This window comes from Catonella massiliensis, assembly GCF_016651435.1.
GTDB lineage: Bacteria > Bacillota > Clostridia > Lachnospirales > Lachnospiraceae > Catonella > Catonella massiliensis.
Window position 1 is genome coordinate 1,471,243 of sequence record NZ_JAEPRJ010000001.1, and the last position, 25,174, is coordinate 1,496,416.

23 protein-coding genes and 1 pseudogene are annotated in these 25,174 nt (G+C 38.9%); 3 read left to right on the forward strand and 21 right to left on the reverse strand.

What is annotated here, in order from left to right; genetic code table 11:
• Positions 1 to 111: 111 nt before the first annotated feature.
• The gene (locus JJN12_RS06655; RefSeq protein ID WP_208428935.1) at positions 112 to 1,191 is read right to left on the reverse strand and encodes a leucine-rich repeat domain-containing protein; all 1,080 of its coding nucleotides are present in this window, start codon (positions 1,189 to 1,191) and stop codon (positions 112 to 114) included.
• Between the two features lie 182 nt (positions 1,192 to 1,373).
• Here JJN12_RS06655 and JJN12_RS06660 point away from each other — a divergent pair, with 182 nt between their 5' ends.
• From JJN12_RS06660 to holA, 3 genes are read left to right on the forward strand one after another with little or no spacing between them, the layout of a single operon-like run.
• Positions 1,374 to 1,955 (forward strand): helix-turn-helix domain-containing protein, encoded by a 582-nt coding sequence (locus JJN12_RS06660; protein WP_208428936.1) that lies wholly within the window; start codon positions 1,374 to 1,376, stop codon positions 1,953 to 1,955.
• Complete coding sequence (locus JJN12_RS06665) at positions 1,945 to 2,658, forward strand: DUF6036 family nucleotidyltransferase (RefSeq protein WP_208428937.1); 714 nt, start codon at positions 1,945 to 1,947, stop codon at positions 2,656 to 2,658. Before JJN12_RS06660 ends, JJN12_RS06665 begins: the two co-directional genes overlap by 11 nt.
• 11 nt (positions 2,659 to 2,669) lie before the next feature.
• Positions 2,670 to 3,647, forward strand: coding sequence for a DNA polymerase III subunit delta (gene holA / locus JJN12_RS06670; protein ID WP_208428938.1), 978 nt, complete (start codon positions 2,670 to 2,672; stop codon positions 3,645 to 3,647).
• Here the strand turns inward: holA and JJN12_RS06675 are convergent.
• The 20 genes and pseudogenes from JJN12_RS06675 to JJN12_RS06765 all read right to left on the reverse strand — a co-directional run bounded on the left by JJN12_RS06675 (position 3,631) and on the right by JJN12_RS06765 (position 25,173).
• Entirely contained in the window at positions 3,631 to 4,293 is a 663-nt protein-coding gene (locus tag JJN12_RS06675; protein ID WP_208428939.1) for a YoaK family protein, read from the reverse strand. The two genes, holA and JJN12_RS06675, sit on opposite strands and share 17 nt — an antisense overlap.
• Before the next feature lie 5 nt (positions 4,294 to 4,298).
• Positions 4,299 to 5,792: a transglutaminase domain-containing protein gene (locus JJN12_RS06680; RefSeq protein WP_208428940.1), complete on the reverse strand. Its 1,494-nt coding sequence runs from the start codon at positions 5,790 to 5,792 to the stop codon at positions 4,299 to 4,301.
• Positions 5,793 to 5,795: 3 nt separating this feature from the next.
• Positions 5,796 to 6,548: a 4-hydroxy-tetrahydrodipicolinate reductase gene (gene dapB / locus JJN12_RS06685; RefSeq protein ID WP_208428941.1), complete on the reverse strand. Its 753-nt coding sequence runs from the start codon at positions 6,546 to 6,548 to the stop codon at positions 5,796 to 5,798.
• A gap of 1 nt (position 6,549) precedes the next feature.
• Positions 6,550 to 8,103, reverse strand: a complete 1,554-nt coding sequence (locus JJN12_RS06690) for a biotin--[acetyl-CoA-carboxylase] ligase (protein ID WP_208428942.1) — start codon at positions 8,101 to 8,103, stop codon at positions 6,550 to 6,552.
• Between the two features lie 125 nt (positions 8,104 to 8,228).
• Positions 8,229 to 8,390: pseudogene (locus JJN12_RS14625) on the reverse strand (group II intron reverse transcriptase/maturase); the annotation flags it as partial.
• A 378-nt stretch (positions 8,391 to 8,768) separates the two neighbouring features.
• Complete coding sequence (locus tag JJN12_RS06695; RefSeq protein WP_208428943.1) at positions 8,769 to 10,058, reverse strand: DUF2254 domain-containing protein; 1,290 nt, start codon at positions 10,056 to 10,058, stop codon at positions 8,769 to 8,771.
• A 281-nt stretch (positions 10,059 to 10,339) separates the two neighbouring features.
• A complete protein-coding gene (ileS, locus tag JJN12_RS06700) occupies positions 10,340 to 13,498 on the reverse strand; it encodes an isoleucine--tRNA ligase (RefSeq protein ID WP_208428944.1) in 3,159 nt (1,052 codons plus the stop codon).
• Positions 13,499 to 13,632: 134 nt separating this feature from the next.
• A complete protein-coding gene (locus JJN12_RS06705; RefSeq protein ID WP_208428945.1) occupies positions 13,633 to 14,460 on the reverse strand; it encodes a hypothetical protein in 828 nt (275 codons plus the stop codon).
• A gap of 14 nt (positions 14,461 to 14,474) precedes the next feature.
• Entirely contained in the window at positions 14,475 to 15,365 is an 891-nt protein-coding gene (locus JJN12_RS06710; protein WP_208428946.1) for a DUF6115 domain-containing protein, read from the reverse strand.
• Between the two features lie 10 nt (positions 15,366 to 15,375).
• The gene (locus JJN12_RS06715; protein ID WP_208428947.1) at positions 15,376 to 15,717 is read right to left on the reverse strand and encodes a hypothetical protein; all 342 of its coding nucleotides are present in this window, start codon (positions 15,715 to 15,717) and stop codon (positions 15,376 to 15,378) included.
• Positions 15,718 to 15,735: 18 nt separating this feature from the next.
• Positions 15,736 to 17,337 carry a DUF342 domain-containing protein gene (locus JJN12_RS06720; RefSeq protein ID WP_208428948.1) on the reverse strand — a complete coding sequence of 534 codons (1,602 nt, stop codon included), beginning with the start codon at positions 17,335 to 17,337 and terminating at the stop codon, positions 15,736 to 15,738.
• A gap of 98 nt (positions 17,338 to 17,435) precedes the next feature.
• Positions 17,436 to 18,221 carry a sigma-70 family RNA polymerase sigma factor gene (locus JJN12_RS06725; protein WP_208428949.1) on the reverse strand — a complete coding sequence of 262 codons (786 nt, stop codon included), beginning with the start codon at positions 18,219 to 18,221 and terminating at the stop codon, positions 17,436 to 17,438.
• A gap of 28 nt (positions 18,222 to 18,249) precedes the next feature.
• Positions 18,250 to 18,549 carry a hypothetical protein gene (locus tag JJN12_RS06730; RefSeq protein ID WP_208428950.1) on the reverse strand — a complete coding sequence of 100 codons (300 nt, stop codon included), beginning with the start codon at positions 18,547 to 18,549 and terminating at the stop codon, positions 18,250 to 18,252.
• Positions 18,546 to 19,031 carry a chemotaxis protein CheD gene (locus JJN12_RS06735; protein ID WP_208428951.1) on the reverse strand — a complete coding sequence of 162 codons (486 nt, stop codon included), beginning with the start codon at positions 19,029 to 19,031 and terminating at the stop codon, positions 18,546 to 18,548. Before JJN12_RS06735 ends, JJN12_RS06730 begins: the two co-directional genes overlap by 4 nt.
• Positions 19,032 to 19,098: 67 nt before the next feature.
• Positions 19,099 to 19,725, reverse strand: coding sequence for a chemotaxis protein CheC (locus tag JJN12_RS06740; protein ID WP_328706792.1), 627 nt, complete (start codon positions 19,723 to 19,725; stop codon positions 19,099 to 19,101).
• A gap of 16 nt (positions 19,726 to 19,741) precedes the next feature.
• The gene (locus JJN12_RS06745) at positions 19,742 to 20,233 is read right to left on the reverse strand and encodes a chemotaxis protein CheW (protein ID WP_208428952.1); all 492 of its coding nucleotides are present in this window, start codon (positions 20,231 to 20,233) and stop codon (positions 19,742 to 19,744) included.
• Between the two features lie 24 nt (positions 20,234 to 20,257).
• The gene (locus JJN12_RS06750; RefSeq protein WP_208428953.1) at positions 20,258 to 22,375 is read right to left on the reverse strand and encodes a chemotaxis protein CheA; all 2,118 of its coding nucleotides are present in this window, start codon (positions 22,373 to 22,375) and stop codon (positions 20,258 to 20,260) included.
• Entirely contained in the window at positions 22,376 to 23,455 is a 1,080-nt protein-coding gene (cheB, locus tag JJN12_RS06755; protein ID WP_208428954.1) for a chemotaxis-specific protein-glutamate methyltransferase CheB, read from the reverse strand.
• A 42-nt stretch (positions 23,456 to 23,497) separates the two neighbouring features.
• A complete protein-coding gene (locus JJN12_RS06760) occupies positions 23,498 to 24,265 on the reverse strand; it encodes a flagellar brake protein (protein WP_208428955.1) in 768 nt (255 codons plus the stop codon).
• A gap of 20 nt (positions 24,266 to 24,285) precedes the next feature.
• A complete protein-coding gene (locus tag JJN12_RS06765; protein ID WP_208428956.1) occupies positions 24,286 to 25,173 on the reverse strand; it encodes a MinD/ParA family protein in 888 nt (295 codons plus the stop codon).
• Position 25,174: the final 1 nt, after the last annotated feature.

Sequence of the window (25,174 nt, forward strand, 5' to 3'; positions counted from 1 at the left end):
ACTCTATTTAATATAATTCTTAATCTGTTACCTACCATTATACATGAAAATAAGCCATAATACAGCCTATTTTATTACTTATCTGTATCATGGCTTAATATTCTCTAATATTTATTTTTTTGTTTTACATTTTACTACTTTGCTGTATTTTCCATATACTCTCTTGCCTTTAACTATCGTATAAGCCCTTACTTTTACATAGTAGGCCTTTCCACCTTCAAGGCCTGTAACATTGTAAATATTGGCTACAGTAATGGTCTTGCTTGCATCCAATAGAGCTGAGTTAGCAGCGTATCTTATTTCATATCCCCTTGCACCGTTTACTCTGTTAAACCTTACTCTAAATCCTTTACTTAAGGATGACACCCTGACACCATTTATCTTGGCTGGCTCTTTACTTTTATCATTCTTATCTTTAAGGTAATTGATTATATGCCCATTCATGGCAGCATACTGATCTATAGATGAACCTTTATAGGCATAGAATATTGTAAGAGGCTCAAATGCATTTTCTCCCAAGATTATATTTTGAGAGTAAACAGTAGCTTTAACCACAGGAAATGCATTCTTTCTGATTTCTCTTACATCGTCACCTATCTTCACCGTTTTTAAGCCGGACTCCGCAAAAGCTCCCATTCCTATTGCCCTAGTTCCACTAGGTATAGAAATGGATTTTAGCCTATAACAATGCGAGAAAGCAAAATCATCGATTTCACCGAATCCCTTACCGATAGTACAGCTTTTAATTCCTGATTCATAAAAGGACTGGATGCCTATTTTCTTAACATTGGCAGGAATCTTTATACTTTTTAGTGATGTAGTTTTTAAAAATGCGTAGGTATCGATATAATTAACAGTGTCAGGAATAGATACACTCTGTATATTCTCCATATAGCTGAATGCTCTTCTTCCTATGGTGGTAACACCCCTTTTGATTACTACTTTGTATATTCTATTTCTTTTGTTATTGAACCACTTGTTGTAATACACATTAGTATCATCTGTATCGTTCCACATATCACCCTTACCTGATATGGTGAGTACACCTTTTTTATTCAAGCGGGCTGTGACATTATCACCTATATGTATTACTTCTCCTTCATCAATATCTGCCTTAACGTCCCTGCTTATCAAAAGTAATGATATAAGTAAAAATGCAAAGAAACCAATCTTTTTTGCTGTTTTAAGCATAATTGTCTTCCCTCCAATTTTCCCAATTTTTAAAAAGTATATCCTTCATTCTACCAAAAAAATCGTATGTATTCAAGTTTTAATTATTTTTTTAAGCAGGATTGGGGTCAAAACGCTAAAATAATATTAAATTGACAATAGTTCGGTAAACCGATATACTGTATCAAAGGAGGGATATACTTATGATTATTAATGAACTGCTTAAGAAAAAAAATATTTCAAGATATCAATTAAGTAAAGACAGCGGAGTCGCAATGACTACTATAACAGATATATGCACTGGAAAGGCCAAGCTTGATAAATGTAACGTTGGTACCTTATATAAGATTGCAAAGGCACTTGATGTTACAATTGATTATTTACTAGAAAATAATTATGTATATACTGAGGATTATATATTTTCTTTTGAGACTTTTAAGAGCAATACCTGCCATCAGGTGAAAGACCTGGGTGATATTGATTTTATCATTGAAGCTCTGGAAACTGATAAAATTCGTCAATTATATGATAAGCAGCAATATAGAGAATCCATGTATCTCTTGGCTATGGTAGATTATTTGTCGAGATTAAATGATATTCCAATATGTACAAATTATAATGATATTCGGAAAAAAAAATTAAAAAAACCGTTTTTCGCATCTGGAACTATTTTGTCTTTTGCAGCTTTAGGAGACGAACATATAAAAAAAGATGCAATAGAAAAGGCTATTCCAGAGTTTATGCGATTCAATATTGTAGAAAGCGAGATACGAAATGTGTGTTAATAAACCGTTTACTAAGGAAAATTTGGAACGCTGCTTAAAAGAGTTAGCAAAAGAATTTCGGAAAAAGAATGGAGCCAAAATTCCTGCTGAAATTACTATAATTGGAGGAGCCTCAATTCTTTTAAATTATGGTTTTAGAGAAATGACTTATGATATAGATGCTATTATTAAATCATCAAGTGTCATGAAAGAAGCAATAAATACTGTTGGTGATAGGCTAAATCTCCCTACAGGATGGATAAATACTGACTTTATTAATACTTCTTCATATACACCCAAATTAATAGAATTTTCAAAATACTATAAAACTTTTTCAAATATATTACATATCAGAACTATTGCCTCAGAATATCTGGTCGCAATGAAGTTAAGAGCAGGAAGACAGTATAAAAATGATTTTTCAGATGTAATTGGTATCCTGATAGAGCAAGACAGACTTGGAGATACTTTAACTTTTGATAGAGTTAAAAATGCTATCATAGAACTATATGGCTCCTATGATGTTATACCTGAGACTTCCCGCTTATTTATTGAATCTATTTTTGAAAAAGATGATTTAAAAGCATTTTACGAACAATGTATTAAACTTGAATTTGAAAACAAGGATATCCTAATAGAATTTAATGATAATTATCCCGAAGTATTAAATGAAAATAATATTTCTGATATATTAAAAATTGCCAGAGAACGAAAGAAAAAGTAAAGGAGCCCTCCATGTCACTTGCAACACTCAATGATAATATTAAAAACCACGCTTTCAAGCGCTGCTACCTGCTATTTGGCGAAGAGCCATTTATGATAAGGCATTATAAAAATGCCTTAAAGAATGCTTTGCTTGGCAGCGGTGATAAGATGAATCTAAGCACTTTTACAGGTAAAGTCACTGATATAAACAGTATAATAGAAATTGCAGAAACCCTGCCTTTTTTCACAGACTACCGATGCATACTAATTGAAAACTCAGGGCTTTTTTCTTCTGCAAATGAGCTTTCAGAATACATAGATAAAATCCCTGAAAGCACTGTCATTATCTTTGCTGAAGCAGAGGTTGATAAAAGAACAAAGCTATATAAGGCTGTAAATAAACAAGGCCTTTCAGTGGAATTTGAAGTACAGAAAGAGTCGGACTTGGTTAATGTCATTATCAAAAAATTTGCTGCTGATAAAATCCAAATTTCTTCTGACCTAGCAAGATACTTTGTTTCCCGCATAGGGACTTCTATGGATGAGCTTTTCAGCGAGGCAGACAAGCTGATTTCTTATGTGTATGAGAAAAGAACTGTAACAAAGGAAGACATAGATAATGTCTGTGCAAGACAGCTCTCTGACAAAATATTCGACATAATGGACTACATGGGTAAAAAAGACAGGGAAAATGCAATTGGCTATTACCTTGATTTAATAGGCCTTCAGGAATCACCCGTCAAGATATTGTCTTTAATTAACAATCATTTTACAAGGCTTTACAACGTAAAGAATCTGGCGGCAGAAGGGAAATCCGGTGAAATAGCCTCCCTCCTCAAGCTCCCTCCTTTTTTTGTAAAAAAATACATAGATCAGGCAAATAACTTTTCCTTTGAAAAACTAAAAGATGCCCTTGAATATGGCATCTTTGCTGATAATGCTATAAAGACCGGAGAGATGAATGAATACATCGCTGTCGAGAGCATGATAGTTAAGTTCTCTGCTTAGCATCTCTTTCGATTGAGACAATTTCCGCAATTATGATAATGATTAAGCCAAAGCAGCTAGCTCTTATTCCAAATCTATGGCATAGAGCTACCGCAAGAACCACTCCGGCATAAAAGAAGGTAAGGGATAAAAGGTAAAATCTTCCTTTTTCCCTATCTTCTTCTTTTCCAGTCAGATGATAATAAGTATATCCTAAGACCATCTGCTTTAGGTTATTAGTCGAAAATATAGTGGAGCAGTTATATTTCCTTGTTCCTGTGAATGTAAACCACTGCACTGATGACATAAAGAATATAGGCAGTAAACCTAAGACTGCATCTGCATCAGCGGGTATAAAAGCAAGAAAAATATAGCCGATAAACAAAATACCAAAGGTATATATTTTAAGTACAAGCTTTCCAAGGTTTTGCTTAATCAAAACACAGGAGACATTGCCAAATATGAACAAGAGTAGGGCTGCAAACCTAAGTGCCACTTCCTTGTAGTCCCTGCCGAATATATTCAGTACTATCTCAATAAGGTTCCCTGTCTGGGCAGAGCCGAAGTTGCCTAGTCTGGTAAAGAGTGCATAGCCACCCATAAAGCCGCCTGAAACACACACAATGTAGTGCAATATTTCTTCTTGTTTCTCTGTCAAATTCTCCATATGTACTAATCTTCCTTCACACCGTGCTCCGCCCTTTTAGGATAAGCACTTTTTTCAAAATTATAGTAGTCCTTGTTAGCAGAATTGACTTTACCGTATTCTTCGTCAAACTTTGCAAGCTCAAGGTCTCCAAGCATAAATGCCTTAAATGAGCCTGCTCCCGCCAGAGGACATGCATCAAAATGATACCACTTATCCTTATATTTGATTAGGTTCCAAAAGTGGTCACTGCCTTTTCCATCTCTGGTAACCATGATATTTTCAAAGCCCGCTCCTGTGATAAGTGCCTCAGATACAGCAAAGTAGGTAAAGCAGTCACCGGTATGTGTCCTAAAACCGTTATAAGCTGCTTCTATAGCATCACTTTTATCTGAGTACCCTGTGTAGCTTATCTTGGTATGGCAAAATTCAAATATCTTGTCAAGCTTCTCCAGCTCAGTCATATTCTTATTAGTAATCTCAGCCAGTGTTTCTTTCACATATTTTGCCACTTCTTTAGCGTGGCTTTTAGATGACTTTTTAACTGTTACCTTTACAGACTTTGAAGTCTTGTTACCGGCCTTATCCTCAGAACGGTAGGTTACCTTGTACACCCCTTCTTTTCTGGGATTTACTTTTGAAGCATCCACCAAAAGGGCAGTACCTCCCGGCTGATTGTCCGTAACGCTTACGCCCTCCCTGTATGAAAAAGGGCTGCCTATGTATATGGTTAAATCCCTGGCTCCTTTAATTACAGGAGCCTTGGTGTCTTTTACCACCAAAGTAAGCTTAATCTCCTTCTCGTTTTTCTTTACCAAAGCCCTGATTGGAACAGTATATTTCCCTGATTTTTGCAAGGCCTTATTAATATTAAACTTCTTGCCATAGGTAAGCTTAATCCCTGTCTTATCTGATTTTATGAACCTATCAGCAGGTAGAGAGGTAGTTCCAAGTTCTACTGTTAGCTTTTCTCTTACATCTAGGACATATAAATGAGTTACTTCCTCTGATACATTACCTGCTATATCTGTGGCAGTCAAAGTTATCTTATATATCCCGGCTTCACCCTTATATTCGGATAAACCGCTCTCCTTTACCTTGGACTTTGTAGCATCCTCTACCTTCTCTATAAAGTCCTCTTTTTTACAGCTATCTCCTGCCGCAATTACAACTTCCTTTGCAATTATAACCGGACTTTCAGTATCTTCTACAGTTAACAGGGTTGTATTTATATTGCCGTTTACCAAAAACTGTACAGGATATTCTCCCGGTTTATCAAGAGGGATATCCTTAAGCGGAGTTACCATCTTGCAATTGATAAGAGGTATATGGTGGCTTAGCAAAAACTCATAAATTTCGGGATTCTTATAAAAATCTGTCTGCTTAAGGTCTGGTGTACCCGCCTCAACTGTCATTACTGACTTAAGAGGAGCAGTTATAAATGCTGATAGTCCCAACAAAATAAGGAGTATCACAAAGCTTACACCAGAAATTATAAGATTTCTTTTTAATTTACTCATAATTTAGCCAATTACATCAGACATACTGTACTTTCCTGCGCTTTTACCACTTAGGAACTTTGCCGCACTCATAGCACCTTTAGCAAATATGGCTCTAGAATACGCAGTATGCTTAATTTCAATAACCTCATCAGTTCCCGCAAATATAACTTCGTGTTCTCCAACTATGGTTCCACCTCTTACTGCTGAGATACCGATTTCATTTCTTTCTCTTTTCTTCCTTACCTTACTTCTGTCAAGGTTATAAGAAATATCATCAAGTTCATCCTTCATTACATCAGCGAGTGCAAGAGCTGTACCGCTAGGAGCATCAAGCTTCTGATTGTGGTGCTTTTCAACTATCTCTATATCAAAACCGTTTTCATAAAGTGTCTTGGTGACATTTTTAAGAAGTTTAAGAAGCACATTGATACCAAGTGACATATTGGCTGATACAAGGACAGCTGATACCTTGGCAAGTCTTTCGACTCTGCCTAGCTGAGCCTCAGACAGTCCTGTAGAGCAAAGCACCAGCGGTGTATGTGTCTTTTCACAGTAATCAAGAAGGCCATCAATTGCAGAAGCAGTAGAAAAATCTATAATTACGTCTGCTGTTTCTTTTAATTCATCAAAGCTCTTGTATACAGGGTAGTCATTTTTCGCCTCACCGGAAGGCTCTATACCAGCTACCACCTTCATCTCTTCATCCTTTGAAATCAATTCTGAGAGCATCTGCCCCATCCTGCCATTGCAGCCATGTAATATAACTTCAACCATATTATTCTCCTTTTTCTCTATACTCTATGGATACTACCTTATCTTTTGCAAATATAAAGCTAAGCTCCATTACACCCTTTTTATAGACATACTCACTTAATTTTTTCTTTTTAGTTCCGTAGACTTCTTCAACATCTTTTCTGCTTTTTCCTATGTATATGCCTTCTGCTGTCTGTACACTATCATCAGTTAAAAGAATCGACATAAGCTTATATGACCCCTTTTTGCTCTCAGCGTGAACAGTAAGTGTGAAACCGCTGTAGGTATACACCTTATCCTCTCCCTGCATAGCACAGCTTGGTGCCTCAAAGGTATCAGACTTTGCGTCAAGCTTATTTATACTATCTGTTGGATCTTCTCCTATGACAAATTCGGTATCATCTGCAATAAATACATAACCTTTGTCTTTTACCTTCTCAACCAGAGAATTGATATTATTCGCAAGTTTACCATCCTCAGGCTTACAGCCTGTAAACAAAGCTAATACTCCAATACATAGAAAAAGCATAATCATACTTTTTGTTTTTTTGAATTTTGGCATATTTTTCCTTTCATCGCCAGCTTCCCTGACGCTTACTTCACCTGTAAACAGTGCTTCCTTACCACCTTCCTCATATTCTACCAGTAATCTTGCCTCATCGTCAACTCCATAAGCTCTCGCTTTTTTCTTTCCCTCAGGAGTGATAACAAATATATCTTTGTTTATCAAAATCTGATACTTCTTATAGCTCTCCATAAATCTATGCTCAGGCAGTTTCTCATAATACTTAAAGTAATTCTTCACTATAGCAGCTGAGAGCCTGCTCATCACACCCTTTGGTGGCTCTTCATCATCATAGACAAAGCCCGCAATATCCTTTAATTCATCAGGAAAAGCATCTTCAGATGGCTTTGTAATATTGACTCCAATGCCCACCACAGCGTATGAAAGCCTTCCGCTTTCAACATCAGTTACTGCCTCAGTAAGTATACCACAGATTTTCCTGCCCTCAAGGTAGACATCATTCACCCACTTTATACCAGTATCCCTTCCAGTGACCTCTCTTACCGCCTCAACCACAGCTACAGCCGCTATGGTAGTAAGGAGCATAGCCTCTCTAAAATCCATATCAGGACGAAGTAAAATACTTAAATAAATCCCATTTTTAGGTGAAAAGAAATTCCGGCCAAGCCTTCCTCTGCCCTCTGTCTGTCTTTTAGCTATAAGAACCCTGCCCTCTAGTGCACCTTTTGCAGCCATATCCTTAAGGAGGGCATTGGTTGAAGTGACCTCATCCCTAACCTCTATTTCAATCCCAATCCTGCCTGTATAGCCTCCAGCCTCATCAGCCAGCTCATCCATAACACTCTTGGTAGAAAACACATCGATGCTTTCAATCAGCTCATACCCTCTGTTACTACCCGAACTAATCTCATATCCCTTCTCCTTAAGAGCCTTAATATGCTTCCACACCGCAGTCCTGCTAATACCTAGCATTTCCGCCAGTCTTTCTCCGGAAACAGCCTTACCCCTACTCTCCTCAAGCAGTTCAAGAACCCTATCCTCAGTCCTCATACATCCCCCTTACACCACAAATTAAAACAATCCTATCCTCTATATATCCTAAGTTCCTTATACTCTAAATAATCACAGCCCATATTCAGTATATCGTAATTCCCTCATCTCTAATTAAGCACAGCCTTACGTGTTGCTCCTTTTGCGTCTCTGTTTGGACGGTAACCGTAACTGCCGTCTGTAAAAAGTGGCTCATAGATTGGAACTAACTGTTGTGTTATCGCCTGTTGAAGTGTACGGTCTATCACTGTTGGTATGCCAAGCTTTCGCACACCACCATCTAGTTTTTAGTCCCGTCCCAGTACCAGTATCAGAGAAATATAATTTGTAGATCTGTAATTATTAAATCTATCATATAGATTTTTTGGTTTAAAATCATTTTCTATTTTTTTTAAAAAATTGTCCCATTATCCTTTAATATTGAAACAGGTTCAAAATCATTGTTTTTCAATAGTAATTTTTCGTATTTTTTATTTAAAGATATTTATTTCTTGCTTATATTAAATGCATTAGGCTCAAACGTAAATATTTCATCATGTAAATATCAACCGAAAATGGGCCCAGAGTTATTATCGAAAAGTGGTCCACAAATACTAAACTAATTGACCACGTTTTTAATTTGATTTTGAATGCATTTAAATTCAAATGGATTCAGATGTATTTTCCTATAAGCTTACGTGCTCTTCCATATTGTTTTTTATTTTATTAAAAATATCCAAATGAATTTCGTGAGTAAAATTTCCCATTAAAATATCATAGCTATCATCAAAAAATCTTTTTATGCTTTTTTTAGCACCCATATCTGCCATTATGTATATGATATAAATCCCTTGTAAAATCTCTTTGGTAACCAAAGGATCACCTGCTGAATAGGCAATTATCTGGCTGAAACCAAGATATAGTTCGTCCTTTACAGAATAACTTTGATAAATTATTTTTACATCTTCGTCCTCTTTCAGGATTATAAAATGATTGCCTGTAGATAAGAGTTTCCCAAGCAATGATGACATTTTATTTATACACATTATTGCAGTATTTGGGTCATTTGTGCCAGGGCTTAGGGCCATATTAGCGATTTCGGTTAAGTTTACAATTCCACGGTGATAATCTTCTTCTCTATTATTGTAAGCATTTATTATAAACAATGGACTTAATTTTTCTTTTAATTCTTTTTTATCATTATCATCTAACTTGCATTGGAATATATTTAATTCCCCTACGCTTTCTCCTTTGGTTGTGTATTCACCAATTCTCTTGTTTATAACAAATTCTGCTTTTATGCCATTAAGCTTTTTAAAAATATCATCTGATTTTATTTCAAATAAATAACCTGAGCTCTCAGCTACAATTGATAAGTTTGTAGATTCGTAGCCTTCTTCATAATACTTAGCTTTTTTTCTTAGTTCTACCTCTTTATCAATAAGTTTCTCGCAATCATTAAAAACATTTTCTATAATATTTGATACTTGTAGATTATCAAGAACCTGTCTTGAGAAAGCGATAAAACTTAGCATCGCAATTATGGAATAAGCAATTCCGAAACTTCCAGCGACAACATGTTGGTCTGGAGCAATATCTTGCAATAATAGGATACTGATTACTGAATAGAAAAAACCACTGACAAATATACCATATAAACCAAGAACTCCGGTCCTATCTATGAAACTCTGAAGCATCCTAGGTGATATGTTACTGCTATATTTATTAAGTACAGTGACAATAATTGTAAAACTAAAAGTACTTATAGTCAAAAATATTCCAGATAAATTAGAAAGGAAATCTACCGAAACTTCAACCGACAACAATAGTTGTTTGGGAATATAAGATTTAATTGCAATATATTGATGATCAAAAATCCAGGTAACTAAAAGAAGCGCCACTGTTACAATTAAAAATCTTGACATCCTTAAATAATTTTTATGATTAAAAAACCACAATTTAATTTTTGATAACATACATCAATCCTCCTGTTTAAATATTTTAATTATTGGACTATATTATCATATAATTGATCTTTATCCAATCTGAAATATTTCGACAAGTCTAGAACTACCGCATATGTGTAGCCCTGTTCAGGGTCGCCCTCGACACCCTTGCTTTCGGCGCATCCTTCCCACTACCGGGCGGATTCGGGACTTTAACCTGTTAGAAACGTGCGCCGCTAGGCGCACTACAGAAGAAAGGCTTGCACATTACCCGCAAACCTTTCCCCATTACTTCTATCCATCTTCACAACTTAATTCTTCTTTACACCCAGCTCTACATTCTCACCGTTGATGTTCCACTCCTTAGTATAACCATCCAAAGAGCCGGTTACAATCTCGGTCGCCATTACATCAGTAAGTATGCTCTCTTTATTTGCCTGCATAAGAGCCTCGAGCTTCTCATTACCTTTAGCATATACAGTAATCTTGTCCATCACCTCAAAGCCTGCTTCCTTACGCATAGTCTGAATCTTGCTTATAAGCTCTCTAACAAAGCCTTCTTCGATAAGCTCAGGAGTAAGCTCTCTGTCAAGAACCACTGTTATTCCATTCTCTGACTGAGTCTCAAAGCCCTCAACCTGTACGGCCTCATAGAGAAGGTCATCCATAGCAAGCTCTTCATCTACTCCGCCTACATTAAGCACAGTCTTGCCAGTTTCTTTAAGCTCTGTCATTACCTTAACACCATCCACATTGGCAAGCACTTCCTTAAGTGCATTAAGTCTGCTTCCAAATCTCTTGCCAAGGGTTCTAAGCTGTGGCTTAAAGGTGTAACCGCTAAACTTGCTTACATCATCAAGCATTGTTATATTCTTAACATTTAACTCTTCCTTTATGATGTCCATATACATTTCAGGAAGAACATTCTTACCTGTTGCAAAGTTCACATACATATTGCCAATAGGCTGACGGTTCTTTATATTCGCCTCATTTCTGCCTGCACGTCCAAGCACAACTATCTCAAGCACCTTTTCCATATTGTCCTCAAGCTCTTTGTCAATATGGCTTTCATCAACCTTAGGGAAGTCGCACAGATGTATGCTCAAAGGAGCAGTCTTGTCTATACTTCTAACCAGGTTCTGATATATCTCCTCCGTCATAAAAGGAATCATAGGGGCCGCAGCCTTGCTTATCTCTACAAGGGCTGTATAAAGAGTAAGGTAAGCATTTATCTTATCCTGCTCCATTCCCTTTGCCCAGAAACGGTTACGGCAGCGTCTTACATACCAGTTACTCATCTCATCTACAAAGTTAAGGAGTGCTTTTGCAGTCTCAAGTATGCGGTAGTTATCAAGGTTCTCCTCTACAGCCTTTATTGTAGAGTTAAGCTTTGAGAGGAGCCACTTGTCCATAACTGCAAGCTTGTCATACTCAAGCTTATATTTGGTTGCGTCAAATTCATCTATATTTGCATAGAGCACAAAGAAAGCATAGGTATTCCAAAGTGTGCTCATAAACTTGCTCTGTCCCTCAGTTACAAGCTTGTCTGAGAAACGGTTTGGAAGCCAAGGTGCACTGTTAGCATAGAAATACCAACGTATTGCATCCGCACCATGCTTTGCAAGTGCATCAAAAGGATCTACTGCATTTCCCTTAGATTTACTCATCTTCTGTCCGTTTTCATCAAGAACGTGTCCAAGCACGATGACATTCTTGTAAGGGGCTTCATTAAAGAGAAGGGTGGACTCAGCAAGAAGTGAATAGAACCAGCCTCTGGTCTGGTCTACAGCCTCTGAAATGAAGTCTGCCGGGAACTGCTTCTTAAAGAGTTCCACATTTTCAAACGGATAGTGATACTGTGCATAAGGCATGGCTCCTGAATCAAACCAACAGTCAATAACCTCAGGTACTCTATGCATTTCCTTACCGCAGTCCGGACACTTTATGGTTACCTTGTCAATAAATGGGCGGTGAAGCTCAATATCATCAGGGCAGTTATCACTCATTTCCTTTAGCTCTGCCTTGCTTCCTATAACGTGTACCTTGCCACACTCACAGGTCCAGGCAGGAAGAGGAGTACCCCAGTATCTGTTTCTTGAAAGTCCCCAGTCCTGTACGTTCTGGAGCCAGTCGCCAAATCTTCCCTTGCCTATACTTTCAGGTATCCAGTTTATCTTAGCATTGTTTTTAAGCAGGTCATCTCTTACTGCAGTCATCTTGATAAACCATGTCTCTTTTGCGTAGTAAATAAGAGGACTGTCACATCTCCAGCAGTGAGGATATTCGTGTTCAAACTTAGGCGCATCAAAAAGCAGCTTTCTGTCTTCTAAGTCCTGAAGCACTAGAGGATCCGCAGCCTTGATAAACTTGCCTGCAAAAGGGGTGTCCTCAGTAAGCTCACCCTGTTCATTAACAAACTGTACAAATGGAAGGTCATACTTTCTTCCGATTCTGGCATCGTCCTCACCAAAGGCAGGAGCAATATGAACTATACCGGTACCATCTGACATAGTAACATAGTCATCCATAACTACGTAGTGGCCCTTTTTGTTCTGCTTCTTTGCAGCCTCACCCGCACAGGCAAAAAGTGGTTCATACTCACGTTTTTCAAGGTCTGAGCCCTTGTATCTCTCAAGGATTTCATAAGCCTTTATATCTTCAGACGCAAGTGGACCAAGAATCTTGTCTAAAAGTGCTTCTGCCATATAGTAGGTATATCCGTCTGCCGCCTTAACCTTTACATAGCTCTCCTTAGGATTCACACAAAGAGCTACGTTGGAAGGAAGTGTCCAAGGTGTGGTTGTCCAAGCCAGGAAATATGCATCCTCACCAACCGCCTTAAATCTAACTACTGCAGAACGCTCCTTTACATTCTTATAGCCCTGTGCAACCTCGTGAGAAGAGAGGGAGGTACCGCAGCGAGGACAATAAGGTACTATTTTATGGCCTTTATATAAAAGGCCCTTTTTCCATATTTCTTTTAACGCCCACCACTCTGACTCAATGAAATCATCGTGATAGGTAACATAAGGGTTGTCCATATCTGCCCAGAAGCCTACCGTTCCTGAGAAGTCTTCCCACATTCCCTTAAATTTCCATACAGATTCCTTACATTTCTCAATGAAAGGCTCCATACCATACTCTTCTATCTGCTCTTTGCCGTTTAAGCCAAGGAGCTTTTCTACCTCTATCTCTACAGGAAGTCCATGGGTATCCCAGCCCGCTTTTCTAGGCACTCTATAGCCCTTCATAGTCTTATAGCGTGGAATCATATCCTTAATTACTCTGGTTTCAACATGTCCTATATGTGGCTTGCCATTGGCAGTAGGAGGACCATCAAAGAACATATAGGTAGGAGCATCCTTCCTACTCTCTATAGATTTTTCAAAAATCTTGTTATCATTCCAAAATTTAAGCGTAGCCTTTTCACGGTCTACAAAGTTCATATCAGTTTTGACTTCTCTGTACACTATAATTCCCTCTTTCCATCAAAAAAATGTAGGGGCAAAAGAACTGCCCCTACCATGGTAAATTATATTTAAGCTTTTGTCAATCTTTAAGACTAACAACCTTTCATTTTATTTTCATTTTATTAGATATTATCCTACTTCACTAACTTAGACGCTATCTCAGCATAGCTTTGCCCTGCCTGAAGTTCAACTGTTCCGACTTTTATCCTTGTTGAATAGCCGTTGCTTACGAGATATCTGTTGAACTTGGCACTATCATCTATAATACCTAGAGCTTTAAGCGAGGCCGATACTCTCTCTGATGTCATACCTACAGAAACCGTAAAACTAACCTTGCTATATGCCACGCTTGGTTTAGGGGCTTCTTTAACCTGCTTTGGCTTTGGTTTAGCCTTTTTAGTTACCTTTTTATTTTTGGTGTCCCTGGACTTGGACTTTGTGGTCTCGGTGTTACTGTTTTGGGTATCTGAGGTTTTGGCCTCACTAGCTGTGGAGTTTCCACCTGCGGAAGTTCCTGCTTGTGCTGTTCCTTCCTTGGAAGGCTCTGCTTTGGCATTTCCGGTTTCGGCATTGCCGGTATTATCTCCTGTGGCAGTTCCTTCTTCTTTGGTCTTATTTCCTTCATCTGAGGTTTGCTCGGTTTCTCCACTTTCTTCACTGGGTGTATTGCTTATTGTTGAAGACGTATTTGACACTTTATCTTCTGTCTTAGATGTACTGCCTTCAACCTTTGATGCATTTTCATCCACCTTGATATCAGAGAGATTAGGCATCTTATCCTTCAGTGAATTAAGCTCCTTCTCCTGAAACTCGCTTACCGTCATCATACCAAGCTCTCTGGCTTTTGCCTTGATTTCATCATCACTAAGAGCCTTATTAGACTTCCCATATACAAAATACATAATAGCAGCCATTAAAATAGCACCAAGCCCTATTCCTCTTAGCATATATTTTAACTTCACCTATGCTTCCTCCATTACTTACCGTATAATCCAAGTATCAGCTGCACTTCACCCTGTCCCATACCTAATTCCTTGGATATTTCCATTACAGATTTGCCTTCAGAATGCATTTTTAATATCTTATCATTGGTGGATAGTTCCTCAGTAAGTTCAGGGCTAAGGTCAATCTCATCAATTTCTTCGGTAATCTCAGGAACCTCTGCATCCTTAAAAATGTCCCTCTCATCTGTGTCAAAGATATCATTTATATCAGACGGAATGTCCTCTACCTCTTTCTTCATCTTTACCAGATTCTTAGCCTGAGCAGGGACTTCAGCAGGCTTTATGGCAGCCTTTGCCTGTTCAATACCGGTAGGCACTCTGCGAGACTTCTCCTGCTTTACTTCCACAGGAGCCACAGGCTTTGCTATCACAGTCTGCCTTACCTCTTTGACCTTAATCATCTTATCATCAAGATCGTTGTTAAGGGCTTTAATCCGCTCTTCTTCTCTCTCAAGCTCGTGTCTTAAGCCATCAATCTTAGCGGAGAAGTCCTTAAGATAATCACTCTTTTCATTAAGCATATCATAAAGGAATATAACTTCCTTATGGTTCTGCTCGATTTTCTCCATCAATTGTCCACTCATATCATTGATTGCAAGCATCTTATCATTGGCAATCTCGGACATCTTGTCAGCAAAGCCTCCAAGTTTGTCCTCAGAAATAGCTGAAAGCTTCTCAGAAAAGCCCTTCTCAACGCGCGTCATCACCTTTTTGACGCTGTCTTCACTAAGTGCCCTCCCTCGTATCTCTTCCGCAATCTTTTCTTTCTCGTGATTATCAATGTCGGCCTTTTCTTTTATAAAGAAACTGGCGCCTATACAGCCTACTCCAATTATAAGACATATTATTACTATAATATCCATACACCCTCACTTATAATTTTATGTCTATTGTCCTTCCGGAAGTTTCAAGCATCTTGTCCATAACTTCAGAAAAATATTCATCATCATCTTCAGTCTTCTTTTTTCTCTTTTTCTTATCCTTGTCGACGTAGTATTCGTTATTACCCTTTTCTCTGGGATCAAAGCCATAATCCCTAAGTGCTGCATTATCGGCTTCATTGGTTCTTGTAAGCTTCCTGTCAGCCTGAGCATTCACTTCATGAGTTAAAAACCTTTGTTCCGCAGGTATCCTATTCTCCTCTGCAGTTCTATGTATTGATACCTCCTGACTACGGTTAGGCATAAGATAATTATCAATATTTTGAATGGGCATAAGCTACACCTCGCTATCCTAGTACATATGCCTTGCTATGACGTCAGCCCCATCCCTGACAAATCTAACGTTCTTAACAATCTCCCTCACATAAAGGGTGGCATCTACAACAACTACCTTCACTCCCGGATATACCAAGTTTCCTACTTCTATCACACCGCCATCCTGTGTGTTGATTTCTTCCTGCACGGCAGCAAACTCTTCCTGCATGGTTACAATATCCTCGCTATCCTTTTTATATTCCATTGCAAGAAGCTTAAACTGAGCCAGCTTGTCAGGAGGCAGCTTACCATCACTTTGAAGCTTTCTTCTATATAGATCAATTGACTTACTTGATACGTCCATTCTCCGGACTGTCTCTTCGATTTTATTTTGCAAAGTCTTAAACTTAACCAGCAAAGTTGGATCCACACCCACTTCCATGTTGGTCTTTGTCCCCATTTCAGAACCTGCATTTTTAACTCTGATTAATGTCTCTGACCTTATTGTTCCTCCATTTACATAGCCCTTCTTGCTATTTACTATGACATCTCCTTTAGCGGATACATCACTATGTATAATAGCGTCAGCCATCACGTAGCCACCGGAATTCACCGTGGTATTCTCTAGGAACTTAGCCACGATATTGCCGCCGGACTTAAGTATTCCCTTACCCATCCCACGGATACCACGCTTAAGTATAATCTTACCTCCGGCTACTATTTCAACGCCTTCGGCAGTTCCTCCTATAACAACATCTCCCGTAGCATTAATCTTCAGTCCGTTTATGACATTGCCCTTCACCTCTACATTGCCATCATAGTTAATATCGCCTGTAGACAAGTCTACGTCTTCCTTTACTACAAATATATTGGATACCTTGACTCTCTTCTCATTATCAAGTATAGCGTGTCCGGAAATATTGCTTATAAGGTGAAGCCCATCCTCAGATAAGGTTATGTCTTTACCATATTTGAGCACAAGCTTTTCCACCTTAGACGGCTTAATGAGCCTTCCTCTAACATCCGTCCCCGGTGTACCTTCATCTTCTTTGATAAGCTCTGCAAGCTCATCACCTGCCTCTACACTTGCAATAATATCCAGGTCAAAGAAGTCCACAGAGCCATCCTCTTTTTCCTTAGGCTTTGCCTGTAAGTCGGTATTGAATTTATAAATAATCTTGGCATCATGCCCGTCTATAGGTGCTTTACCTCTTGCCATAATATAATCTGTACAGTACTGCTTATTGTTCATATAGCTATCTACCGCAGATTCAATTATGCCATATTTAACTCCATTAAACTCAAGATCCTTTAGCAAATCCTCCTTATGCATAATTCTACCTCCTGTTGAAGGTGGTATAAACCTGCATACAGCCTGCATTCCATCATCCGAGATAGTAACTATCATTTTCTCGGCCTCAGGATAGGTCTTTTCGGTATTTGTCTTAAATATAAACGGCTCCTTAGCCTCCTGTACCGCCTTTGAAAATTCTTTATAGTCCATCTCAATGCTATGAGAACCAAGATAACTTGACAATTCATCAAGATTTAGCGGTGCTCCACCCTCACGGGGCGGAAAATACTTGATATATACTGCATCCTTAATAAGCATCTGAAAAAAAGCATTCTTATAAACCATATACCCACTCCCTGTAATATTCCCCGTGTAATCCATCTATAATCCTAAGTATATGGTTAATCTCTGTATACTAAAGGATATTTTATGAATAACCGTCCTTACATTGCTCTTGTAAAAATATCCATGTAATCGCCAAGCTTATCCTTAAGCTTAGTAAGTGCCTTAGTATGTAGCTGAGATACTCTTGACTCAGATACGGAAAGCACCTGGCTTATTTCTTTTAGGGTAAGCTCCTCATAGTAATAAAGGGCAATAACCTTTTGTTCTTTCTCAGTTAGCCCTTCTATTGCAGTCGCCAGAGATTCTTTAAGCTCTTCCTTTTCCACAGCCTCCTCAGGCTGTACATAGCTTGATATCCCAAGCTTGCTGCCTGAATTGTCGGCAACCAGATCGCTACCCTGTTCAAGGTAGTCATCAAGTGATATAACACCCGACATCCCTACCTGACTCTGCCAATTCATATACTCCTCGACAGATATACCAAGCTCCTCAGCTATCTCCTCATCAGTAGCCATTCTACCATATCTCTCTTCGATAGCGCGCTCAGCAGCCTCTAACTTTTTCTGACGCTGACGGGTAGTTCTGGGAATCCAGTCCATCTTCCTAATCTGGTCAAGAATTGCACCCTTAATTCTCAGGCTGGCATATGTCTCAAATTTGACTCCTTTTACATAGTCAAACTTATCTATTGCATCTATAAGCCCAAAAACGCCATATCCCACCAAGTCATCATACTCTACATTGTAGCCGAGATACATAGACATACGTCCTGCTATAATTTTAACTAAGTTTGCATATTCAACAATAAGTTTTTCCCTTATTTCCTGAGTCGGTTTTTTGGCATATTGCTCCCATAACTTCATCCCAACTTTTTCCTCTGCCATAAACAACTCTCTCCTCTATATGCTTATTTTAGTTCGCTTGATTACCTTCGTCTTCGTTATCAGCCTTCTCTTCTTCTTTATTTTCTTCCGTCTCAGCCTGCTCTTTGGCATTTGCATTAGCATTAGCATTTGCCGTTTTGTCATTCTCCATATTAATTATCTTAATAAGAGCCTTCTTTGTAAGACTTCCGATAATCAAAAATATTATGAGTACAGCTAATAATATTTCAAGACTACGCAGGGTTTCGTATCTGTTATATATACATATAAATATCGTAATAGCACCTGCTGACAGCATAATTGTAGCAGGTAAATATCTGTATTTCATATCTCTTTACTTCCCTTACCCACAGCTTTTATCAAAAGTACTCCGGTTGATGAGTAAAATTCAATAGTTCTACCGTAATTCAACCCGGTGTCAGAAGCAACAATAGGTATTCCAAGGGCTTTCAGCTTAGTCTTAACTGCCTCAACATTTCTATCTCCTACTCTTAGCATATCGTTAGAGTTCGAAAAAGCAAACATCTGAGCTCCACCTGCAATTTTTGCAATCATAGAAGATTTCCTTGCACCTAAGGATATCATTTGTTTCAATAGTTCGTCAAGCCCTGTATCTGCAAATTTGGCTATATTACTATTATTGGCAATCTTAGTACTGTCAGGAAGCATACAATGCAGCATACCACTGACTTTAGTGGTCTTATCATATACAACAGCCCCAACACAGGAACCCAGTCCAAGCGTTGTGAGGTTATCCGGAGCCTTACAAACTTTAAGGTCTCCCATTCCGACTTTTATCATTTTTTCCATAATAAACCTAATCCACAGGCAGCCTTCTAACTGCCTGTGGCTCTCCCAAACTTTTATTGTATTAGAATCACAAACCAAGAGATGTCAATATCTTATTGTACGAATCCAAGGTAGGTGTAAGGATGAAATAACCGGTAACATCGTTATCATCCTCCATAAACTGGGATTCAATCAACAATGCCTTGTCGCCAAGCTTGCCAAATTCAATAGCCGGTACACTTAGTATAGCACCTGCCATGTCAATGGACAAGTATGGAATTGACTGATTTATTTTTAACTGTGTCATTGAGGACAACGACGATATGTAGGCACCAGAGATAATGTTACCAAGCTCCTTGAGGGCAGATAATGACATTTCATCAAGCTCTGCATCCTCAGGTGTGGTACCTACAGGCCTTCCAAAGAGAATGTCCACCAGTCCAAAGGCTGATTTTGTTTTCATCATAAACATCATCATTCCGTCAATATCCTCGTCAAGTGTGACAAGGATACCAACTACTATTGTCTCAGCCCCGCCCATTATTTCGTGCAGCTCTTCAAAGCTAAGAAGGTCTACCTTAGGAACATTCATATCTACTTTTGTATTTAGCATGCTTGAAAGGGCTGTAGTAGCGTTACCTGCTCCTATATTACCTAACTCTCTAAGGACATCAAACTGCATTCCTTCAACATTATTTAAATCAAAATTTGCCACCCTGGTACCTCCAAAATTATGCCAATTCCTTATCCTTTTCTTTATCCTTTTCCTTATCCTTTTCTATGATGACATTCTGCATGTTAAGTAAAGAAATAAGTGCATCGTGAGCTCTTCCAACGCCTATAAGGTACTTGGCTTTCTCGCTGTTATTGCTGTTAGAAGGCTTTTCAATCGAATCATCAGCAATGGTTACTACCTCTTTTACCTCATCAACAAGGATGCCGATTGAGCCGCCCAGCTCTTCAAGCTTTATTATAATGATTCTTGTAGCATTTGTAAATTCATCATCAGAGAGTCCAAATTTAAGCCTAAGGCTCATAACAGGGATTACTTCACCTCTAAGGTTGATGATACCCTTGAAATAAGGCTGTGACTTAGGTACCCTTGTAATCCTGGTCATTCTTACAATGTTATCTACAAAACTAATATCTATTCCATACTGCTCTGTTCCAAGCTTTGTAACTATATACTGTTTAGCTTCTACCTCTAAACTTCTTTTATCCATGAGTTTATACCCCTTTCATCCGGACTAAAGTAATACATTTGCATCCAAGATAAGTGCAACTTCACCATCACCAAGTATGGTAGAGCCACTTATAAGCTTAGGAGTGCTGATGTATTTTCCAATTGACTTGATAACGATTTCCTGCTGTCCTATAAGGCCGTCAACTACAAGACCTGCAAGCTTGTCAGCCTTTCTTACAATTACTATCACAATGTTGTCGTTATTAGCCTCTCTCTCCGGAACATCAAGAAGTGTATCAAGCCTGATAAGAGGGATAACAGTACCACGAAGGCTGATTACCTCTTTAGACTGAACGTACTTTATATCGTCCTTTGTAACTTCTTCTATTGTCTGAATACTTCCAAGAGGTATAGCATACTTCTCAGTGCCAAGCTCTACCATAAGTGCCTGAACAATAGCAAGTGTAAGTGGAAGTCTGATAGTGAAACTGCTTCCTGCTCCACGCTCTGTCTTACACTCAATGGTACCGCCAAGAGATTCAATGTTAGTCTTAACAACATCAAGACCAACTCCTCGTCCCGACACATCACTTACCTTATCCGCAGTAGAGAAGCTAGGTGAGAATAATGTAGCTATAGCTTCTTTATCTGTTATTGTATCAATCTGGTCAGCAGGAACAAGTCCTCTTTCAACCATCTTTTTCTTAACTTTTTCTACATTGATACCTGCACCATCATCACGTACTTCTATAACTACGTTGTTTCCTTCCTGATAAGCATCGAGGAAGATTGATCCTACCTCAGGCTTACCAAGACGCACTCTCTCCTCATTTGACTCAAGACCATGGTCTGCTGAGTTACGAAGAAGGTGCATAAGAGGATCACCAATCTCATCTACAACAGTTCTATCAAGCTCAGTATCCTCACCTGTCATGTAGAGTTCCATCTTCTTGTCAAGCTTCTTTGAAAGGTCTCTGATCATACGTGGGAACTTCTGAACTGTACTTTCAATAGGTACCATCCTCACCTTCATAACAGTCTCATGAAGATTGGTGGTAACAGTTCCAAGATATTCAATCTGCTCATTAAATGCAGACATATCACCGCTGTCTCTCTTATCAGTTGCGCTCATTGAGACAAGACCGTTCTTAGCTATAATAAGCTCACTCACCTGATTCATAAGGCTGTCAAGCTTCTCAATATCCACACGGACTGAACGGCTGACTACAGGCTTTCCTTTTCCCTTAGCCTTGCTTGCATCCTGCTTTGCAGCAGGTGCTGCGGCTGCGGCTGTGGCAGCAGGAGCGGCAGACTTAGGAGCCTCTTCCTTCTTAGGCTCATCAGCCTTTTTAGGTTCGTCAGCCTTAGGCTCATCAATAGCCTCAATCACAACATCTTCGATTTCTGAAACGTTCTGTATAGCTGCCCTAACTTCATTCTCAGTCTCCTTTGTTAAGAAGATAAGACTGAAGTCAAAATCAAATTTTTCATCTTCAATTTCCTGAACAGCAGGACTAGATATAATAACCTCACCTATTTCTTCAAGAGCCTTAAACACAAGGAAAGCTCTTGCAGCCTTTAGAAGACAAGACTCCTGAATATACACGGTAGCACCGAACACATTCATATTGTCATCAAATGCTTTCTTTATTGCATGCTCCTCAACTTCAGATAATTTGATATCATGAAATTTTGCCTTGGCATTTGTCTCTGCATTCTCTTCAGTAGCTGTGGCAGCTGCTGAGGCCGTTGCAGCAGGTGCAGAGGTTGCTGCAGGAGCCGCAGGCGCTTCGCCGCCTCCACCATTTAAGAACTGGTTGAGTTCATTTATAATTGCCTCATTGTCATTATCTCCCTCATCAGAAGTTTCCTGAATCAAATCAAGATATTCCTGAATAGCATCAAGACCTCTAAAAAGAGTATCCACGAGGCTGTCGTTAACCTTCATTTTTCCTTCACGAACTGCGGAGAACACATTCTCCATATCGTGTGTAAGGCGCTGCATTCTCTTAAATCCCATAGTTCCTGCCATACCCTTTAAGGAATGTGCGGAACGGAATATTTCTGCAATTGCATCGCTGTTGTCCGGCTCTTTTTCAAGAACCATAATCTGATCGCTTAAAACCTGAATATGTTCCTTAGTTTCGTCTACGAAAATATCCAAATATTGACTTGTATCCATTTAATGTACCCCCGTCGCTTTTACTATAGCATCGGCAATCTGATCTAATGGCAGAACTTCATCTACAAGTCCCGCTTCAGCTACCATCCTTGGCATGCCGTACACTGTACATGTCGGCTCATCCTGGGCTATAACATAAACATTGTTAGTTTGTTTCAATTGTTTGATTCCGGCTGTTCCATCTGCTCCCATCCCGGTTAGTACCACGCAGACAATCTTGTCATACGCGCTTCCCATAAGGGATTCATACATGATGTCGGCACAAGGTCTTAGGCCTCCTCTTGGAGGATCTTTTTCAAGAGAAATAAAGCTTTCGCCTGACTGTTCTTTAATTCTAAGCTGATATCCTCCCTTTGCAATGTAGAGCTGATTTTCCATTAGCCTGTCGCCATCATCAGCTTCTTTTACATTTACCATACTTGATTCCTGAAGTCTGTCCGCCAGAGTTTTTGTAAAGCCTTCCGGCATATGCTGTACTATCAGCATCGACGCACCTATTTTATGCGGAAGCAAAGGAATCAGAGTCTGAAGTGCTTTGGGACCACCAGTTGAACAGGCAAGAGCAATAAGCGTCTTTCCGTTTCCTGCACCTAACCTTTTAGGATAGACAAATTCTTTAGCCACTTTAACAGCCTTCATCTTATCAGATGCATTAGCATCCTTGTCTGTGAGAGGTAAAGCCTTTGTCGCTGCTTCAAGACTATCGATTAGATTGTTCTTAAATACTTCTTCCCTTACCTTAGCATAGCTGTCAGGTTTGAGAACAAAGTCAAACGCACCTAATTCCAAAGCCTTGATAGTTTCAGATGCTCCTTCTTTTACAAGAGTACTCACTACAATTACGGGAATTTTATTTTTTACCCTTACCAGCTCCGCCAGTAACTCAAGCCCGTTCATCTTAGGCATATTGATATCTAAGATTACCGCATCATAGTTTCCCTTGTTAGTAAGAAGCAGGTTCAATCCTTCCAGGCCATCACGAGCAATATCTTTAACCTGAAATCTCTTATCGGATTTTATTATATCAGATAGTACCCTTCTTATGAGTGCAGAGTCATCAATTATCAAAATTTTTTTCATTTTCAATACACCTCTTAATTACAAACGGGCATCAAAGGCCTTTTATAACAGCTCTTTACGCCTGTTTCTACGTTCTTCTTCGAATACAAACCTAACTATTGTATCCCTCGATATCTCCCTCATCCCCATAAACTTGGTTCTGATTTCGTATTTAGTAGGCGATGAATCCGACAATTTTCTAAATGAACCAATGACGTTCATAAGAAAATACTGTTCTTTTGAATCGTCTCCAACGTTAAATTCAATACCAAGAATGACAAGCTCATTTTTAGGTATCTCCTTATCTGACAGAAACTTCACTCCGCCCCCACTCAGGTCGATTACGATACAATCTTCCCAAAGATAGGTATTACCTGCTACCAAATCTATATATCGGCTTTTATTCTCCTGAATTAACCTACTTTCGCCAATAAAATCGCTAAGTCCCTGTTTTTCATCTTCAGTAAGTATATGATATCTGGCTCCTATCGAGCACTGAAGCCTGTAAAACTGCCTTCTCTGGCTCTTTTCAAGCTCTGTCACAAGCTTAATTATCATAACTGCAATACTTCCCTCGAAAAATCTCTCAGTAACCATCGTCCTTGCAGCCAAAATTCCAAAAGCAGTATAAAAATACATATAACTTTCTTCACCCTCTTCAAGAGGTATGGTTACTGTTTTATTCATAGGCATGGTAAGCTTGAATGTAATTTCATCAATCACATCTATTACCTTGCTGCTTAGAGTATCAAATTCATCTGTATCCTTGCTTACATAAGCCTGACGAACTATATCAACTTTATCTCCTATAGAAACAGAATAAGTTGCCATATATTAACTACGCCCTTTCTTTATCTGTTTAATGTTCTTCTCAAAGTCTCCGTAAATATCCCAGCAAGCCCTCTCCTCTTTGACTTATTAACAGTCTCTCCCTGAGGATCTATTATAAGCTTTGCTATATCATCTATTGCTCTTGAAGCCTGTGATTTAGGAAATGCAATAGACAGAGGCTGTTGCTTCATCACAGCCTTATTGATGTTGCTATCCGTTGGTACAGCCCCCATGTACTCTAAGGAAATATTTAGAAACTTGTCCGCCACCACGCTTAGCTTCTCAAATAATTCCTTACCACTTTGATCATCATTTACCTTGTTGGCAATAAGCTTTATATGACAATGCTCTCTTGTAAACTCAGGCTGACGGTCAAGAGTCTTTAATAATGCATAGGCATCAGTTATAGATGTAGGTTCAGGTGTTGCAACCAGAAGAACCTCTGCACTTGACATCACAAATTCCATTACATTTTCTGAAATTCCTGCACCTGTATCGATTATCACTACATCCGCCTGTCTGTCAAGCTCAGAAAGCCTTGCAGAGAGATTGGCAAGCTGATCTTTGGTCAGATTGGTCATCTCTCTTATGCCCGAGCCTCCTGATATAAAGCCCACATTTTCCGGCCCCTTCGTTATAATCTCTGAGAGAGACTTTCCTCTGAACATAAGGTCAGAAAGATTGTACTGTGGTCTTATACCAAGCATTACTTCAATGTTGGCAAGACCAAAATCAGCATCCAACACTACCACCTTCTTACCCAGTCTGCTAAGTGAAATAGCAAGGTTAATTGCGAGGTTTGACTTACCTACTCCACCTTTACCACTGGTTATGGTTATTACCCTGGATAGCACAGGGACAGCATTTTCAGCTTTAATTATATTTCTAAGATTTTGTGCCTGATCCATA